Below are 17,022 nucleotides of genomic sequence, written 5' to 3'. Positions count from 1 at the left end.
ATATCAAGAGGAAGCTGAGATCCTTACTCCCGAAACTTGCTCAAAATTAAGAGAGACGTTTTAGACTTCGCTTTAATTGCTTTAAGCGATTCCGCAGATAATCTAAATTTACCTCATACCCCCCATAGCGCCAAGAAACATAGGCTTGGGAAATTTCTTCTACTAGTTCAGCTTGAGCATTTTCTAATTGAACAGTTGCAGTTTGTAAGTATTCAAAGGGGGTTTGCCCTGGTTGTTTAGAAACATTTGCTTGTTCTAAGGCTTGTAACATTTGCTGATATAGTCCTGCCACGGGAGGAAGTTGAGATAGCCAGCGTTGATAACGCCAACGTTGTAATTGTTTCCAGCCAAGCCAGCTTAAAAAACTTGCCACAAATAGCCCAATTAGCCCTGTAATTGCCCCTACCCAGCCTTGGGTGATAAATCCCCAGAGGGCGCGGAAAAAGCTCGTAATAGAGCCAATAATAAGCGTCCAGAGGTAGTTTAGAAAACCAGCAACAGGGGTGGGAAGCCAGCCTGCTACCCAATTCCAAATTTGACGCAAAACGCCAAAAGTCTCTGATTGCTCTACAGAGGGAGGAATTACCTCATATCCAGGAATGGGATTAAAGGGAAGCCAGCCGTAGTTGGGGAAATAAACTTCAGTTAAGGCAAAGGCATCGGTATTACGAATGACATAAAGTCCCGTAAAGGGATTAAATTCACCGGTACTAAACCCTGTGGCAAGTCGCGCTGGAATCCCGAGAGAACGCAACATAATGGTAAGGGTGCTGGAAAAGTGATCGGGATAGCCTCCTTCCCAATCAAATAAAAATGTTTCTACTAAGTCTTGATCGTCTTCTAAAAAGGGAATATCTGGTTGTAGCTGATAACCTTGCTTGAGGGTTTGGGCTAAATATAAGACTTTTTCATAAGTTGCGTCTAGGGGTTGGGAAGACTCTGCGAGGAGGCTTTCTCCGTGTTCGCGGATTCTGTCTTCAATTTCTGAGGGAACTTGTAAATAAGTCTCGCGAATGGACTCTGGATAGTTATCTCCAGCTTGTCTTAATTGAGCGCGATCGCGATAAGGAACTCTTGAGACAACGGTATAAGTTAATCCTTCCCCTAATGGTACAGGAGATTGCAGACTCCCGTGAGGATCAACGGCAATTTCACGGGTGGGGAAATAAACTTCACTGGCATTGGGTAAAGCTGGAATTAAATTGGGGAGTTGGTTGGTTACGGTATAAGTTTGCACCACTCGTTCTGTTTGCGCTTGTGTAGAAGGCGTAGAGAGGCGAAAACGATACGACCAACTGGGGCGATCAATTTCTCGCGTAGGCTCTTCTTCTTCAATTTTCCACCCTTCACCAGTATAGTGATCAAAAGCAAGCATTTTAATCCAACCATCTGCTTGCGATCGCAGTCTCATAACGACCCGCGGATTTAATTCTCCCCTTAAGTTTTGGTTGATTTGATTGCTAAAGCCATAGTAAAAGTCTTGACTCATTTCCCCTGCGCCTTCTACTGGGCTTCCCTCGCCATTACCACTTCCTTCACCATCATCATCATCACTGTCTCCTTCTCGCACATAGCCAGAGCTAGAAATCTCGCGATCATTATTATCAAAGCCCTCATCTTCTAAAGATTCTGCCCCACTCACGGGAAAGTTTTGAATTTGGTAACTGGGAAAACGAGGCATTACAGCAAAAATCACTAGCCCTAAACTTAAAATTAAGGCAAAGAAGAGGGTTAAACGGCGTAAGGGTAAAGCTGAGTTAGAAAAGAGAGGTTTTTTCTGGGAAGAGTGAGTTTCAGAGGATTGATCAAAGCCTAATCGGGAGCGATAATCTAAAACGAGAACAGGTAACCCAATAATTAGGAAAACTACCAGTAAAGGGGCAAACGCAATGGTTTGGGAAAGAGTTCCTGCTGCCCCTAGTAAAATTAAACCAATCACCATGGAATAGCCAAGATTTTTACGGCGAGGCAAATCAAAGCTATGTAATACTTGTAGTTGAATGAGTAGTTCTGCTAAAACTAATCGCGTATCATTAAGACTGCCGACAAGATTCCTAAAAAATACTGCCAGCGCAATTAACATCCCAATTGCAATTAGGAATTTAGCCGTGGTATTCCGCTCATGTCTTTGTTTCCAACTCCAAAATGCCCCAATCAAACTAATGGGAATTGCCCATAAACTATAGTTGGTGTCACCTGCAAAATCTGTGGCAAGAATCCCAATGGCCACTAACACTTGCACTAAGACTCTTAACGAGATGGATTCCTCGGTATCACTGGGCGGAGGGGCTGATAGCTGTTCACGGAGACGAGACAAAATAGAAGATTGTTCTCGCGATTGGGGAGAGAAATTAGACATAATGGTGGGAAGAGTCGATTATTGCTAACAAGCACTATGGATATTGATCAACAACTGAGAAAGCTAATTGAAGATGCCCCAGAAGAGCAGGGGATGCCAGTAGTTATGGAACGCGCGATCGCGCCTACCTTAAAATTAATTGCTCATCAACTCCAGCATCAAGAGTATTATATCTTGCAAAGTACCGAACAACATTGGCAAGTAACAACCCTGCGTCATCGGGAAAATCAGAACTTAGAGAAACGGGTGATTTATGCCTTTCCCAGTTTAGAGGATGCCAGCGCCTTTGCTCAACATAATGATCCGCAGTTAATGGCTTTACCGATTCCAGTGACACATATCTTATTTGAACTTTTGGCTCTAGAACAAGTGGATAGTTTTATCTTTTTTGATGAATCAGGAAACTATGATAATGGCACAGAAATTGCTCGGAAAAATCTCTATAAGCTAATCCAAGAACAATTAAAGAAACTAAAAGAAAAAAGCGAACAACCACCAGCTAACTTTGCTTAATTTTTGCTAGTTATGACATCACTCAACGAAAACGAAACCTATCCTTGTCCAGTTTGTCGTACTGGAGAAGTTAAACCCTTACCCTTAATGGAGGATACTTTCTCCTGTGAATTTTGCCAGCATCTTTTTACGGCTAATTTTTCCCAACAAGTGTTAAAAATGATGGATAGTGAAATCCCTCTCAGTTGGTATTGGGATGGCAAAAAATGGAGTAACCCTTATCGCAAAGGACTTGATATTGGTTGGGAATATTTTGTGCTAGGAGTGCTTTTTATTACCATTCCTCCCCTGATTGTCGGAACTGGAGCTTATCTTTTCCCTCCCATTCCGGGGACTCCTCTCGCTTGGCTTCCCACTGTTTGGACAATTTTGACATTTCTTGCTCATTTTGTCATTTTAATTTGGTTAATTGTGGAATATTATCAGTTTCCAGTAGTTATGTATTTACGAACAAGAATGCAACGTAATTCTTAAACTTTATTTAATGGCTATTTATTGATTTTTTGTGTAAAATTATAGTGCAGATATTGATAATTTTATTCTTATGAAAGTTGCATTATTTGGAACTAAACCCTATGATGAGCAATTCTTTACGGAAGCCAATGAAAATTATAACCATGAGTTACTTTTTTTAGAACCTCATTTAAGTGAAAAAACGGCAATATTAGCTCAAGATGCAACCGCCGTTTGTGTATTTGTTAATGATGAAGTCAGTGGTGATACCTTAAAAATTCTTGCTGAACAAGGAGTCAAATTAATTGCCCTTCGTTGTGCGGGATATAATAATGTTGATCTCGAAACCGCTAAAGAATTAGGAATCAAAATTGTTCGCGTTCCTGCTTATTCCCCCCATGCTGTTGCCGAACACGCGATCGCGCTTATTTTAACTTTAAATCGCAAAATTCATCGTGCCTTTTATCGAGTGCGAGAAGGAAACTTTGCCCTTAATGGTTTACTTGGCTTTGACTTATATGGTCGCACCGTTGGGATTATTGGGACAGGCAATATTGGTTACATAACAGGACAAATTTTATCAGGGTTTGGTTGCAAAGTGTTAGCTTATGATCCCTATCCTAATGAGAGTTTTTCTAATTTTGGCGAGTATGTTTCCTTAGATGAATTATATGCGCGATCGGATATTATTTCTCTTCATTGTCCCTTAACCGAAGAAAATAGACATTTAATCAATGAAACCTCCATTACTAAAATGAAGCCAGGCGTAATGTTAATTAATACCAGTCGTGGCGGTTTAATTGATACGAAAGCTGTGATTACAGGCTTAAAAAGTAAAACTATTGGCTATCTCGCTTTAGATGTTTACGAAAAAGAATCTGATCTCTTCTTTGAAGACTTATCAAACGAAGTTATTGAAGATGATGTTTTTCAACGCTTGTTAACCTTTCCCAATGTTATTATTACTGGACACCAAGCCTTTTTTACCGAAGAAGCCTTAACCAATATTGCCAATACAACTCTCTCCAATATTACTGAAATTGAAACCACGAATACTTGCAAAAACTTAGTTCAGTAGCTTTTTAATACTTTTGAAGCATCAGCCTAGCTTGGCTGAAATACAAATCCTTGTGAAATAATTCAGAAACATGAATCGTCAAGAAATCCTTCACAAAATCACCACTCATCAATCTCAACTAGAAGCCCTAGGAATTAAATCTCTAGAGTTATTTGGATCAGTGGCAAAAAATAACACCCACATTAACAGTGACATTGACCTTCTCGCTGAATTTTCCCAACCCATTAGCCTATTCCAGTTCATCAGAATCAAACTTTACCTACAAGATATCCTTGGTCATCCAGTGGATTTAGGAACTAGAGAAGCCCTAAAAGAAAACCTGCGTCAACCCATTCTTCAAGAACTAATTCGTGTCTTCTAGAAACTGGGAATCACGGCTTCAAGACATCTATCACGCTATACAAGCCATTCAAAACCGAACCGCGTCTCTTACATCAAATATATGACAAATAACCCTTATAAAGATTTTACTAATAGACTTCAACTCTTGGTTAAAAAGTACCCATCTTTAATAACTACTACACTAAGTAATATTTTTACAATGCGTTTAGTGGGAAATAAAACTCATGGCGACTTAGCAGAAATAGCGATTGCTGAATTTATAAATCAATATATGTACGATTTTAAATCAATCCATGTTGGAAAGGATTTGTATCGCAAAAAATCTAAAGAAGAAGATATAAAAATTACTAATGAAATTACTCAAGAAGAATTTTCAGTAAGTCTTAAGGCTTATGGTAATGGCCCTCTTCAACTATCAACTGATAAAGAGTCTCAGATGTTTTCTAGACTTGAACAAGAAGGAAATAACATTATAGACATGGAGAGAGTTCAAGCTATTCTCTCTGATCCTGCTTTTACCAATTTTTATCATATCAACGTTTTGCCTCTTATTTATGATGAAAAGAACCAACGTTGTAATATTCTTGTTTTTAACTATGAGCGTGCGATTAATGATACTGTAAGAATAACCAGATATGATAAAGGCTCTGGAAGAAAACATCCTGTATATAAGTTTTATAATGCATCAGAAGAATATATCTGCGAAGTTCGATATGGCAAAGGTGATGCTAATGCATTACAACGTGGTTTGTGGACACACACAAAAAATGGTTTGAATTACTTTGATAGTATTACTAATGGATGGATCGAATACTCACATAATCTTATTCTTGTCAAACTATTATCTCACGCTCTTGTTTCCTCAGATATTGGTCATCAATCAGCCTTGGAAATAATAGAGAAAGACATTATTAGAATGAAACAAGCATCAGGAATTGAGAGATAATGCAAACCTTACCTCTTTTCAAGGATTATGATATTGAGATTCCCAAAACAGAAGGGATTAAATATACTGGATCAAAGTTAAAACTCTTACCCCATATCCTAAAATTAGCAAAAAAAGTTGAAGCTCATACCATTTTAGATGCGTTCTCCGGAACAACAAGAGTTTCTCAAGCCTTTGCCAAATTAGGTTACCAAGTAATTAGTAATGATCTAGCAATTTGGTCAAAAGTGTTTGGTCAATGTTATCTTCTTAACCAAAAGCAACCCAGCGAGTATCAAGAACTAATTGATCATCTCAATAACCTTCCTCCCAAAGATGGCTGGTTTACAGAAAACTATGGGGGAAACCCTAATCATGGCTGTGCAATTCAAGCTGATGGATTAAAAAAGCCTTGGCAAGTTCATAATACAAGAAAACTAGATGCTATCCGCGAAGAAATTGAAACCTTACAACTTTCGACTGTTGATAAAGCAGTCGCCCTCACTAGCCTAATTTTAGCCCTAGATCAAGTGGATAATACATTAGGACATTTTGTCTCTTATCTCAAAAACTGGTCGCCACGTTCTTATAAAACCTTACAGTTAGAAGTGCCAAATGTTTTTATATCATCAAAACCAAATCAAGTGTTTTGTCAAGATATCTTTGAATTAATCCCCGAAATTTCCGTTGACTTAGCTTATCTTGATCCTCCCTATGGATCAAATAATGAAAAAATGCCACCGTCTCGGGTAAGATATGCGTCTTATTATCATCTTTGGAAAACCATTTGCTTATATGATCAGCCTCACCTCTTTGGGAAAGCAAAACGTCGTCAAGATACCTCCGACAAGCTAGCAGGATCAGTATTTGAGGAGTTTCGATGTAATGAGAATGGTCGCTTTTTAGCAGTAGAAGCTATTGAAAAGCTGATTCAAAAAGTTCCTGCCCATTGGGTTATTTTATCCTATAGTTCTGGGGGTCGTGCTACTGCCGAAGAATTAAATGCAGTCTTAAAACGGAATGGTAAAGTTTTAGATGTCATTAATTTGGACTACAAAAAAAATGTCATGGCAAGCATGAAATGGACAAATCAATGGTTACAAGAAGTGGAGAAACCTAATCAAGAATTTGTCTTTTTATTAGAAAAATAAGTAATTAGGATTACCTTTTTTCAAAGCAGAGTTCGCATAATTGATCGCGCACTGAGAAAAAATCTTCCCAAGGGTAATAAAATTTCCCTGCTTTATCTAAATATTTAGCAAGGCGATCGCGCGCAAATGTAATATCCGCATTTAAGGCAATATTTAAATCGGTTACTGAATCACCAATTGAAATATTTTGCTTCCCTGAATATTGTTTCATTACTTCTACCTTGGCAACTAATTCAGTTCCCTTTTCATAATCAGAAATTGGCGTTAAATACTCTTGGCGTGTATCAATATCTACTGCACTAATTGAAGCAACTTTTTCAATTAAAGGGGAGTTTCCAATCATTTGAGTGCTTAAAACTCGCTTGACCATATCCTTTAATCCCCCCGAAACCACATGGAAAGGAATTTGATGTTCGATTGCAAACTTAACCAGTTCACTTAATCCAGGGCGCAAAGGAACTTCATCCACATATTCAATCATAGCCGAATAAGAACGAGAGGGAATAGATTCAATAATTCTTTTCACCCCTTCGCGCAGTGTTAGCTTTTGGGTATAAATATCAGGAAGATATTGATCACACAAATGAGGGGCAACTGCTTTAAGCATCCCAACAAATGTATCTTCTCCTGTAATGGTTCCATCGAAGTCGCAAAAAATGGCAAATTCAGGAATTTTATTTTCACTCATTTGATTCTTGATAGGAAATGGGATCGGTTAATCCTAATGCTTGGAATGCCTTTAATCTTAACTGACAAGCATCACAAACGCCACAAGCCTTTTCACCCCCTTGATAACAAGACCAAGTTTTTTCCCAAGGCACATTTAATTGATTTCCTAACTCAATAATTTCTGTTTTCTTAAGATCAAGAAGTGGCGTAATAATTTTGATGGGGTTTCCTTCTCGCCCTTGTTTCGTCCCTAACTTAAACACCTCTTGCATTGCCTGAATGTAGTCTGGGCGACAGTCAGGATATCCCGAATAATCTAAAGCATTTGCTCCCATGTAAACCCGTTCTGCTTCTAAGGCTTCGGCATAGGCTAAGGCAAAACTGAGAAAAATCGTGTTACGAGCTGGAACATAAGTGATGGGAATACTATTTGCCATTTCTGAAGGATCGCGATCGCGCGGCACTTCTAACTGCTGATCTGTTAATGCTGAGCCACCCCACAATCCTAAGTCAAAATTAATCACTTGGTGTTGTATAACCCCTGCTGATAGAGCAATTGCTTTTGCGGCTTCTAGTTCCCGTTGATGACGTTGTTGATAGTCAAAAGAAAGGGCATAACAATGACAACCATCGGCTTTGGCTTGATAAAGAACAGTGGAAGAATCTAGCCCTCCTGAAAGTAAAACCACAGCTTTCATTACTATTTACTGCGCCTCCTCAAAAAATTATCCCCATTCTAAACCACTAGTTATCAGGTATAGCCACACCTTTATTTAATATGGGCTTGTTTGAGTAAGGATTCTGCAAACGCGATCGCGTTTTCGTCTTTTTCTCCCCCTGCGAGTTGGGCTAGTTCATCACGGCGAGTGTTAATATCTGCTAGTTGGATGACAGAAACCATGGTTCGAGAATGAGAAAATTGTTTCTCTACGCGGAAGTGGGTATGGGCTAACGCTGCCACTAAAGGCTGGTGAGTCACACAGAGAACTTGATGTTTTTGGCTCAGGGCGCGTAATTTTTGCCCGATCGCGCTAGCGACTCTTCCTGAAACCCCTGTATCAATTTCATCAAAAATCAGGGTTTGCATTTTTTGGTCTGCTTGGGAGAAACAGGCTTTGAGGGCTAATAAAAACCGACTCATTTCCCCACCAGAAGCAGTTTCGGAAAGGGGTTTGGGAGTTTCGCCAGGATTGGGACTAAAGTAGTAATTCACTTGTTCTGCCCCCTGTGGACTCGGATCAATAGGAGTTAAGTGACAAGAAAATTGCACCTTTTCCATAGCGAGGGGTTTTAATTCTGCAATGAGTTGGTTTTCTAGTTGTGTTGCTGCTTTTTGTCGCTGTTGGCTGAGGATTTCGCAGGCTTCAAGCAGGGTATTATGGGCAATTTCTGTTTTTTCTTCTAGGGCTTCTAAAGATTGTTCGGAATCATTGAGGGTTTCTAATTCTGCTTGCAGATTATCTCGATGCGCGATCGCGTCACCTAAATCAGGACCATATTTACGACAGATTTGTTTGAGAGTATGAATGCGATCTTCTACTTCCGCTAACCGATTAGGATCAGACTCTAATCCTTCCCCATAGGAATAAATTTGTTGTCCTGCCTCCACAATTTGCGTCATCGCCGTTTGTACCATTTCTAAGATTGGCGTTAATTGGGAGTCATACTCCACCATTTCCGTTAAAGTATTTTCCGCTTCCGTGAGAATATCGGTTCCTGCTGGGGCTTCATCATCTCGCTGGTAAAGTATCTGATACACTTGATAACTCAGTTGCTGTAATTCTACCGCATGAAGAAGGCGATCGCGCTCTTGTTCTAACTCTTCTAACTCTGTGGGACTATCTAACTGGGCTGCTTTTAACTCTTCTAACTGGTAATGAATCCAATCCAATCGTTGCAGGCGTTCTTGTTCTGATTGGCGACGAGTTTCTAAAGTTTCCTTCGCTTCATAATAATCTTCATAGGCAGCAGCTACTTTTTTCCGTTGCTTTAAAAGGGCTTGTCCTCCATAAGTATCTAAAAGTTCCCGTTGACGGGCAGGAATCATCAGTGCCACCGTTTGCCCTTGCGCCGTAATTTCCACCAAATAGGGGCGTAATTCATTAATGAGGGGACGATTCACTAAAACCCCATTCACCCGAGAGCGCGATCGGAGTCCATTTCCCTTTAGAGACATTTCCCGACTACAAACCACGGTTTGGTCATCAAGTAAATCAATATCTTGGTGTTGTAACCACTCTTCCACCGCAGGAGTGAGAGTAAATGTTGCCTCTACTAGGGCTTTTTCGCTTCCTGTACGAATAAAGCGACTACTAACCTTGCCCCCTAATGCGGCATCAATTGCGTCCAGAATAATGGATTTTCCTGCGCCTGTCTCTCCCGTGAGAACATTCAAGCCCTCCCCTAAATCTAATTCCAGTTGATCCACTAAGGCAAAATTCTCGATGTGAAGAGAAATTAAAGTCATTATTATCCATTAACCGTTGGTCAAGAAAGGGAAATTTTCTGAGTAAAAACGCGATCGCAGGTTTCTTCATCTACCAGCCTATATTCTAACAGAATCCGACGAATTGCAACTAAATGAATCTGACGAATGCAGGCACTTTCTTGATAATAAGGCAAAGCAATTAATGCCCCTGAGGAGAAGTGTTTAAATACTTTTTGAGAGCCAGCAGTTGATAATGTTTCAAACCCAAAATTGAATAAAAAATCTTTTAATTCAGCAAATGTAATGGTCTTAGTTTTCATGTCGGATAATTCCTTTTGAAAATTGTGCGCGATCGCGCCACTTTTAGTAATTCCAAATTTTCTTAAGGGTATTCAAATAATAACTTTGGTTAGATTCCACAATAGCAGGAGTCCATTCAGGCTGACTAAGAACTCGCGTTGTTATTGGAAAAACTGTTGCACTTCCGCTTTGGAAATAAGCTGTTTTCTTCTTTTCGTAACTATAGTTACCCGCAGCAGCATTCTTTTTTCTAGAAAGTAACACTAAATTTCCGAGGCGGTGAACCCAATTTTCATGTAACTCTGGTGTCCAACCCATTTTTTCCCAACTTGGAGACAGAGTTTGCGGTAAAACGTGCTCGATCGTGTTTAATTTGGCATTAAAACTTGGGCTAAGAGAACCCTCAGCTAAGGCAGAGTCTAATCGAAGCAAGACATAGAGACGGATTCGACTTTGTAGATAAATATTACCAGCCAAAATTTCGAGAATTTGTTGATGTTCTTCTTGCGAAAGAAGCTGTTGACACTTAATAATAGCAGTGTCAATTCCTTCATCAATTGCTGCTAATAAATGCCGATATCGTTCTGCTCGTTCATTAATATTACGTCGTAATATCATTAAACCTGCGGCTAAACGTTCAAGCTGAGTAAAGAAACTTAGAACCTTGCTTGCATTTTCGGGATAACTAACTAAAAAGTGAATTGCTGGAGGTAACCAATCAGAATTATCAATCCGATTAAGCCAGCCAAATAGCCGATTAATCTCTGATTGTTGAGTTAAATCATCGCAATTAAATTGTCCATCTCTGATAACTTCAAAAGCATCGGAACAAGGTTTCAAAATAGAGTCAATAAATTGACAAGGATACTCTTTCGGCTCAATCCGATTACGATATTCTGAAAGCAACCCAACTTTAGGGCGTTCCCGTAATTGAATGCGATGAATATGAGAAAATAGAAATTGAAAGTCATCTCTTCCTAAATCACTCTCTTCTAATTCCCAGATGCGAGTATAGTCGCTCTTTTGCTTATCGTCTGGAATTGCGCCAATAATTTCAGCTTTGAGAATATCATTAATTTGTAGTTCTAGACCGCGAGTATTAATTGTTGAAAAAATTCGATAGGCAGTATCAAAATCACTCGTTGTAACGACAACAAGATAGCAGTGATTTAACAAATTATTGAGTAGGTGTAAAAGCCAAGGCTCTAGGTTAGTTTGATCTGGACAGGATGAGGTAAGTTGCTCAACTAAAAAGATAGCATTATCGCGGAGTAACTTTTGGCTATCAGTTTTAAAGCCAGCATCTGACTCTAAAAGAACTGTCATTCCTTCTGCTTTTCTAACATACTGGTTAAAGAAATCTTCATCTTGTTCTCTAAGTTTTAAGCCAATAATTTTATTACCAATATCATCATTACCACTGAGGCGATCGCTGATTTTTTGATAACTAATATGGTTTGGTGGTAAAAGGTGACGAATTGTTGCTAACAGCAAAGTTAAAGTTGTCAGTCGTTGTTGTCCATCAATAACTTCAGCTTGCGGTTTTCCTTCTTTTTTAACTAAGATAATACTACCCAAAAAGTAGTCAGAGTCGCTTTCCTCTTGATCTGGAAAAACATCCAGTAAGTCATTCAGCATTTCTCCAGCTAAATCCTGAGTCCAAGCATAGGGACGCTGATATTCAGGAATCCAGAATTGGTAATTAGCAAGAGTAAAAATTTCACTGAGTTGTTTTTGGGTAGCTTGAATTGACAAAATACACTCTCCTTTAATTTACAGCATTGACACTTACTATTTAAACTTAGTGCTGTCGTTAGTCTCTTCACAATTAACTGAGCTTGACTGCTCTTCTGAAAAACTCTTCTACTATTCGTTTTCTTCTAAAATAGTACCTTTTAAATTCGCCCCTTTTAAGTTCGCATCTGTTAAATCAGCTCCCTCTAAATCAGCACCACTTAAATCAGCATTCCTTAAATTAGTGTTTATCATATTTGCCCCTTTTAGAATGCTGTTTTTCATATTTGCATTTTCTAAGTAAGCATCCTCTAAATTGGCATTTGTCAAGTCACCTTGTAACCAACAGCGGTCACCGCCAAACTTTGCATCACTCAAATCAATATCAACTAAATCACCATGCAATGCAGCATATTCTAAATTCGCATTACTAAAAACTGCTCCTCTTGCCTTCATATCATTCATCCAAGCCCCTTCTAAGTTAGCAAGACTGAAGTTTGCCCCTTCTATATTCGCATTATCTAAATTGACTTGTTCTAAATCGGCATAAGATAAATCAGCATTACTTAAGTTGACCCCACTTAAGTTCACACATCTTAAATTAGCACGACTTAAATCAAGTCCACTTAAATTAAGCCCACTGCGAAAACCAATCAGCTCTCTCTCACCCATCAAGTGTTCATACTCATCTTCGTCTTCATTTTGTTTTGCCTCTTCATAGTCTCGTTTCCATTGATTCCATGATTTAATATCACCTTCTTTAGCATAGTAAATTAAATATTTTTCCTCTTCATTAAGTGATTCTTCATCTTCATCTTTACGTAGTTGCTGGAGGAGTGCTTCTGGAGTGTTGGGATTTCTGGCTAGTTCCTGACGTACGCTATAATTTTCATCTTGACCTAGTTGTTGGAGAGCTTCTTCTGAAGTGTTGGAATTTGAGGCTACTTCCTCACGTACGCTCGAATCTTCATCTTGACCTAGTTGTTGGAGAAGTACTTCTGGAGTGTTGGGATTTCTGGCTAGTTTCAGACGTACCCTCGAATCTTCATCTAGAGCCAGTTGTTGGAGAAGTGCTTCTGGAGTGTTGGAATTTGAGGCTACTTCCTCACGTACGCTATATTTTTCATCTTGACCTAGTTGTTGGAGAAGTGCTTCTGGAGTGTTGGGATTTCTGGCTAGTTTCAGACGTACCCTCGAATCTTCATCTTGAGCCAGTTGTTGGAAAAGTGCTTCTGGAGTATTGGGATTTGAGGCTACTTTCTTACGTACCTCCGAAGATTCATCTTGAGCAAGTTGTTGGAGAAGTGCTTCTGGAGTATTGGGATTAGAGACTACTTCCCGACGTACCTCCGAACGTTTATCTTGAGCCAGTTGTTGGAGAAGTGCTTCTGGAGTGTTGGGATTTGAGGCTACCTTACAACGTACGTTCCAATTTTCATCTTGAGCCATTTGTTGGAGAGCTTCTTCTGGAATGTTTTCATTCATAGCTACTGTTCTTGTGCGGGGGAACAAGTTTGATTATAGCCTCTATTAGAGACAGATTTAAATCTTAGTTTGCGAGAGAATGTTTTCACTAATTAATACTAATTAATATTAGGTTCTAGCGTTTGCGAAGCAGAGGCGAAGCCTAATCGCTTATAACTTGTGTTGGGGTTTGCTACGCTTCAAAAACTTCTTTATCAAGAAAGTAATCTAGAACCATAAAAACTTCTTCTCGCGTGTAACTTTCTTTCGTCAAAGTTAGACCTGACATTAACTCTTTAGTTTTATTTTGATAAATTTCAAATTCAACTTCAGAAAAGGTAAATAGTTTTTTATAATTAATTAGCTTTTGAAGAGGTTCAGGTATTTGAAAGACAATCTGGCCTCCCACTCTTCTAACTTTAATGAACCATCCCAGTTAAAAATTTCAACCTTAGATATTTCCTGCTCTTTATTTTTACAAATTTTCCATGCTTCACTTTTACCCGCTAGTAAAAGTTCCATTAAATTATCTTTAGTTCTCAGGCGAAGAGTTAAGCTACTTAGTGAGTTCATATTAATCTTCTTTTTATTAATAAGGTCAATTTCCTAACTAAATTTTACAGTTGATTAGACGAAAATAAAATTAAATTAACATTACTTTAATCTAGTAATTTTCTTCCAGCCAATACTTAATTACTTGATTTCTATTACAAATTACAAATAACAAAAGACTAATTATTCTCAGGCGTTGCCAAAGGAACTTCCTCCACCTCTGCTAAACGTTCTAACGCGAGACGAGAAGAAGACTCCCCACCCGATAAGCGTTTCAATAACTTGGGACGAGGATCATGGAGAAGATAATAAATTTCCTCTCCCGGTTGCCATTGTTGATCTGCCTTCACGACCTGTAAGCTATTTCCATGTCTCACCAGTAAAGGAAGTAACTCTCCAGCCCGAATCAACGCCTGTAAATGTACTTGTTGGAAAGAAAACCCTTCCTCACGTAATACCGTATGCCCTAACTTAATTTTTCCTTCCGCCACATATTCATTCCAAATCTTAATCGGAATTTGCGACATAAACGCTTGATTAACCTTAGTTTTATTAGCAGGGGTTTTAGCCTGGGAATTTTTTGGAAAAGCTGCAAATACTCGCGGTGGCTGAAATTCCTCTAACGCCCTTTGCGCTAATACTAAGTTGACTTCTCCATTATTAGTAGTAGCGAGAAATGTTCCTAAAGATTCAATTCCTGCTTCTTCTAACACCGTTTCATCTAAAGCACTACTTTGCATCACAGGTAAATTTGCTTCCTCGGCTTTTTCGCAGGCTTCAGGATCAGTATCAATCATTACCACGGATTCTCCTTCCTGTTGGAATAATTCTCCCAGTAAAACCCCCAAAGGACTACAGCCAACAATAACAGCCCCTTTTACCCCTTCGGAAGTTAAGTTAAGCCATCGCGCTACCCAACGCGCACTTAACCCCTGAATCACCACAGTCATCATAATGGTTAAAAAGACAATTGCCTTTAAGGAATCGCCCCCTGTAATACCTCGTTGGGTTAATAAAATCGCAAACAGAGAAGCCACAGAAGCCGAAACAATCCCTTTTGGCCCCACCCATGCTACAAAGAGTTTTTGTCGCCAATTTAGTTGGCTGCCGATAGTACAAATCCAAATACTGAGGGGACGGATAATAAACATCAAACAGAGAACAGTCAAAACACTGCCCCAACCTAAAGCAAAGACACTAGCAATGGAGAGGTCTGCTGCTAAGAGAATAAATAAAACCGAGACTCCTAGCATGGTTAATTGTCCCTTAAACCGTCGCAACATTCGTTCTTCAGGAACCGATAATGCTCTGACAACTACTCCCGCTAAAACCACTGCCATTAACCCCGACTCACTACGGATCATTTGCGAAACGCCAAAAATTCCCCAAACGCCAGCTAATACCACTAAATTTTTAAGGTCTTCCGAGAGAAATGTCAGTCGTCGCTTGAGAAGTAGCCCAATCAAAGCGCCGCCAATTAAACCAATGGCAATTCCAATGCCACCCCGAAGGAATAAGCCCGTGAGAAATTCCATCGCCCCAGCTTCACTATTGAGAATGGTATCTAAAACGACCACCGCTAAAATTGCACCGACAGGATCAATTAAAACTCCTTCTCCTTCGAGAAGGGTGGCGACTTGTCGATCCACAGGCACTTGCTTGAGTAGGGGACCAATCACCGTGGGGCCAGTAACAACCACTAGGGAAGCATAGAGAAATGCCAACTGCCAAGGAAATTCCCCTAACCAATGAGCTGCCATACTTCCCCCAAATAAGGTAATACCGGTGCCAATGGTGACTAAATTTCGCAAACTGCTGGAAACGCGCCCTAAATCTCTTAATTCAAGGTTTAATCCCCCTTCAAAGAGAATAATGGCAACCAGTAGCGCGACAATTACTTCTAATCCTACGCCTAAATCACTAGGATGAAGAATATTGAGTCCATCGGAACCAAGGGCAATGCCAATGATCAGAAGAAAGACAATTCCTGGAACTTTGAATGTTTCTCCTAAAACTTGTGCCGTAATGCCTGCGAATACGGCAATGATAATTTGTAGGGTCAGGGTAAATGATCCGTCCATAAGAGATTTTGGAGAGAATAGGCTCTATCTCACTAATTCTAAACTCAGTAACCTGAAACTGTAGTAAACTTAATTTTAAGTGCAAATCCAGATCATGATAGCACTTAAAATAGGAAAAATCTTCCTAAGAGCCATGTAGCCAAATTGTTGGTTAATATTTAGCAGAAGGGCTGAGAATCCTACGACTATAGTCGTTCCAATTCAGTTCCGTAGTGCAGCCATCTTGGCTGCTACTAGGGAGCAAGATGCTCCCACTACTTTTAGGTTGCTGTTTTTTATTTGGAATCACTATAAAACTCCCGCGTTCCTTTTTGCCCTACGACGGCGCAGGGTAACTCGTCAATTTTAATTAGGTTGCCTAAGATGACGGCTCCTCATAAATCAGCCCACTTGTGATATAACCGAATAAGTCTAAGATGGGAGATAAGGAGACCAAACAGAGTTCAAATCAAACATTTAAGTATTATTTTGTTAGCTATTCTGATTTTATTAACCATTTAGGAGAAGTTAGTAAAAATAATTGACTCTTTCCAAATGGAGATTGATTTTCGGGACAATTTAAGCCAATAATTCCTGCTTTTTTAAGCACTAATTTTTCCTCGATTTTTCCCGAGATTAATAACTCAGCCCAATTTCCTAAATCAGGCTGATGCCCTACTAAAGCAAGAGTTTCAGCTGACGATTTGTCCCAACTGTTAAGCCAATCTTGAATGTCTCCATTTGGTGCTAAAGGAGAAAAGTTTTCTAAATTTTCTGTTAGTCCCTTATCCTTTAATATTTCAGCTGTTTCCTTGGCTCTCAATAAAGGGCTGGTTAAAACTTGATCAAAATAAATACCTTTTTCTTTAATTGTTTTGGCAACTTGTTTTGTCTTTTTTCGTCCTTTATTAGTAAGAGGTCTAGTTTCATCTTGTTCTGATAAAGCGCGATCTAAAGCAATTCCGTGACGAATTAAATAAACGTATTTAGCCAT

General features: G+C 39.3%; 16 protein-coding genes. 6 read left to right on the top strand and 10 right to left on the bottom strand.

Translation table 11 applies throughout. The features are described 5' to 3' along the window. Positions 1-46 precede the first annotated feature (46 nt). A complete protein-coding gene (locus FRE64_RS15230) occupies positions 47-2,359 on the bottom strand; it encodes a transglutaminase TgpA family protein (protein ID WP_146297014.1) in 2,313 nt (770 codons plus the stop codon). A gap of 36 nt (positions 2,360-2,395) precedes the next feature. Between FRE64_RS15230 and FRE64_RS15225 the strand changes: the two genes are divergently transcribed. The 6 genes from FRE64_RS15225 to FRE64_RS15200 all read left to right on the top strand — a co-directional run bounded on the left by FRE64_RS15225 (position 2,396) and on the right by FRE64_RS15200 (position 6,821). Beyond that, entirely contained in the window at positions 2,396-2,872 is a 477-nt protein-coding gene (locus FRE64_RS15225) for a hypothetical protein (protein WP_146297013.1), read from the top strand. Positions 2,873-2,884: 12 nt separating this feature from the next. After that, positions 2,885-3,346: a hypothetical protein gene (locus FRE64_RS15220; protein WP_146297012.1), complete on the top strand. Its 462-nt coding sequence runs from the start codon at positions 2,885-2,887 to the stop codon at positions 3,344-3,346. Between the two features lie 70 nt (positions 3,347-3,416). Continuing rightward, positions 3,417-4,403 (top strand): 2-hydroxyacid dehydrogenase, encoded by a 987-nt coding sequence (locus FRE64_RS15215; RefSeq protein ID WP_146297011.1) that lies wholly within the window; start codon positions 3,417-3,419, stop codon positions 4,401-4,403. Positions 4,404-4,473: 70 nt separating this feature from the next. After that, complete coding sequence (locus FRE64_RS15210; protein WP_146297010.1) at positions 4,474-4,764, top strand: nucleotidyltransferase family protein; 291 nt, start codon at positions 4,474-4,476, stop codon at positions 4,762-4,764. A gap of 81 nt (positions 4,765-4,845) precedes the next feature. After that, complete coding sequence (locus tag FRE64_RS15205) at positions 4,846-5,691, top strand: hypothetical protein (RefSeq protein WP_146297009.1); 846 nt, start codon at positions 4,846-4,848, stop codon at positions 5,689-5,691. Further along, entirely contained in the window at positions 5,691-6,821 is a 1,131-nt protein-coding gene (locus FRE64_RS15200; RefSeq protein ID WP_146297008.1) for a DNA adenine methylase, read from the top strand. Before FRE64_RS15205 ends, FRE64_RS15200 begins: the two co-directional genes overlap by 1 nt. 10 nt (positions 6,822-6,831) lie before the next feature. Here the strand turns inward: FRE64_RS15200 and FRE64_RS15195 are convergent, their stop codons facing one another. From FRE64_RS15195 to sixA, 9 genes are all read right to left on the bottom strand, one after another. Beyond that, on the bottom strand, positions 6,832-7,509 hold the full coding sequence (locus tag FRE64_RS15195; protein WP_146297007.1) for an HAD-IB family phosphatase: 678 nt from the start codon (positions 7,507-7,509) through the stop codon (positions 6,832-6,834). Beyond that, positions 7,502-8,188 carry a 7-cyano-7-deazaguanine synthase QueC gene (queC, locus tag FRE64_RS15190; RefSeq protein ID WP_146297006.1) on the bottom strand — a complete coding sequence of 229 codons (687 nt, stop codon included), beginning with the start codon at positions 8,186-8,188 and terminating at the stop codon, positions 7,502-7,504. The genes FRE64_RS15195 and queC overlap by 8 nt, the downstream gene beginning before the upstream one ends. Before the next feature lie 71 nt (positions 8,189-8,259). Beyond that, on the bottom strand, positions 8,260-9,957 hold the full coding sequence (gene recN / locus FRE64_RS15185; RefSeq protein WP_146297005.1) for a DNA repair protein RecN: 1,698 nt from the start codon (positions 9,955-9,957) through the stop codon (positions 8,260-8,262). A gap of 20 nt (positions 9,958-9,977) precedes the next feature. Continuing rightward, positions 9,978-10,238 carry a type II toxin-antitoxin system HicA family toxin gene (locus tag FRE64_RS15180; RefSeq protein WP_146297004.1) on the bottom strand — a complete coding sequence of 87 codons (261 nt, stop codon included), beginning with the start codon at positions 10,236-10,238 and terminating at the stop codon, positions 9,978-9,980. Positions 10,239-10,281: 43 nt separating this feature from the next. After that, positions 10,282-11,973 carry a DUF262 domain-containing protein gene (locus FRE64_RS15175; RefSeq protein ID WP_146297003.1) on the bottom strand — a complete coding sequence of 564 codons (1,692 nt, stop codon included), beginning with the start codon at positions 11,971-11,973 and terminating at the stop codon, positions 10,282-10,284. Positions 11,974-12,084: 111 nt separating this feature from the next. Further along, positions 12,085-13,437, bottom strand: coding sequence for a pentapeptide repeat-containing protein (locus FRE64_RS15170; RefSeq protein WP_146297002.1), 1,353 nt, complete (start codon positions 13,435-13,437; stop codon positions 12,085-12,087). Positions 13,438-13,609: 172 nt separating this feature from the next. Further along, positions 13,610-13,825 (bottom strand): hypothetical protein, encoded by a 216-nt coding sequence (locus FRE64_RS17590; RefSeq protein WP_186708876.1) that lies wholly within the window; start codon positions 13,823-13,825, stop codon positions 13,610-13,612. A gap of 322 nt (positions 13,826-14,147) precedes the next feature. Next, on the bottom strand, positions 14,148-16,049 hold the full coding sequence (locus FRE64_RS15160) for a cation:proton antiporter (RefSeq protein ID WP_146297000.1): 1,902 nt from the start codon (positions 16,047-16,049) through the stop codon (positions 14,148-14,150). Positions 16,050-16,524: 475 nt separating this feature from the next. After that, a complete protein-coding gene (gene sixA, locus FRE64_RS15155; protein WP_146296999.1) occupies positions 16,525-17,022 on the bottom strand; it encodes a phosphohistidine phosphatase SixA in 498 nt (165 codons plus the stop codon).

This window comes from Euhalothece natronophila Z-M001 (assembly GCF_007904085.1).
Taxonomy (GTDB): domain Bacteria; phylum Cyanobacteriota; class Cyanobacteriia; order Cyanobacteriales; family Rubidibacteraceae; genus Halothece; species Halothece natronophila.
The sequence above is the reverse complement of the archived record's forward strand: the minus strand, read 5'-3'. Positions and strand labels throughout refer to the sequence as shown.

Bases quoted from the DNA above. Each gene is read 5' to 3' on its own strand.
- FRE64_RS15230 (WP_146297014.1), bottom strand. From the start codon at position 2,359: ATGTCTAATTTCTCTCCCCAATCGCGAGAACAATCTTCTATTTTGTCT.
- FRE64_RS15225 (WP_146297013.1), top strand. From the start codon at position 2,396: ATGGATATTGATCAACAACTGAGAAAGCTAATTGAAGATGCCCCAGAA.
- FRE64_RS15220 (WP_146297012.1), top strand. From the start codon at position 2,885: ATGACATCACTCAACGAAAACGAAACCTATCCTTGTCCAGTTTGTCGT.
- FRE64_RS15215 (WP_146297011.1), top strand. From the start codon at position 3,417: ATGAAAGTTGCATTATTTGGAACTAAACCCTATGATGAGCAATTCTTT.
- FRE64_RS15210 (WP_146297010.1), top strand. From the start codon at position 4,474: ATGAATCGTCAAGAAATCCTTCACAAAATCACCACTCATCAATCTCAA.
- FRE64_RS15205 (WP_146297009.1), top strand. From the start codon at position 4,846: ATGACAAATAACCCTTATAAAGATTTTACTAATAGACTTCAACTCTTG.
- FRE64_RS15200 (WP_146297008.1), top strand. From the start codon at position 5,691: ATGCAAACCTTACCTCTTTTCAAGGATTATGATATTGAGATTCCCAAA.
- FRE64_RS15195 (WP_146297007.1), bottom strand. From the start codon at position 7,509: ATGAGTGAAAATAAAATTCCTGAATTTGCCATTTTTTGCGACTTCGAT.
- queC (WP_146297006.1), bottom strand. From the start codon at position 8,188: ATGAAAGCTGTGGTTTTACTTTCAGGAGGGCTAGATTCTTCCACTGTT.
- recN (WP_146297005.1), bottom strand. From the start codon at position 9,957: ATGACTTTAATTTCTCTTCACATCGAGAATTTTGCCTTAGTGGATCAA.
- FRE64_RS15180 (WP_146297004.1), bottom strand. From the start codon at position 10,238: ATGAAAACTAAGACCATTACATTTGCTGAATTAAAAGATTTTTTATTC.
- FRE64_RS15170 (WP_146297002.1), bottom strand. From the start codon at position 13,437: ATGAATGAAAACATTCCAGAAGAAGCTCTCCAACAAATGGCTCAAGAT.
- FRE64_RS15160 (WP_146297000.1), bottom strand. From the start codon at position 16,049: ATGGACGGATCATTTACCCTGACCCTACAAATTATCATTGCCGTATTC.
- sixA (WP_146296999.1), bottom strand. From the start codon at position 17,022: ATGGCTAAATACGTTTATTTAATTCGTCACGGAATTGCTTTAGATCGC.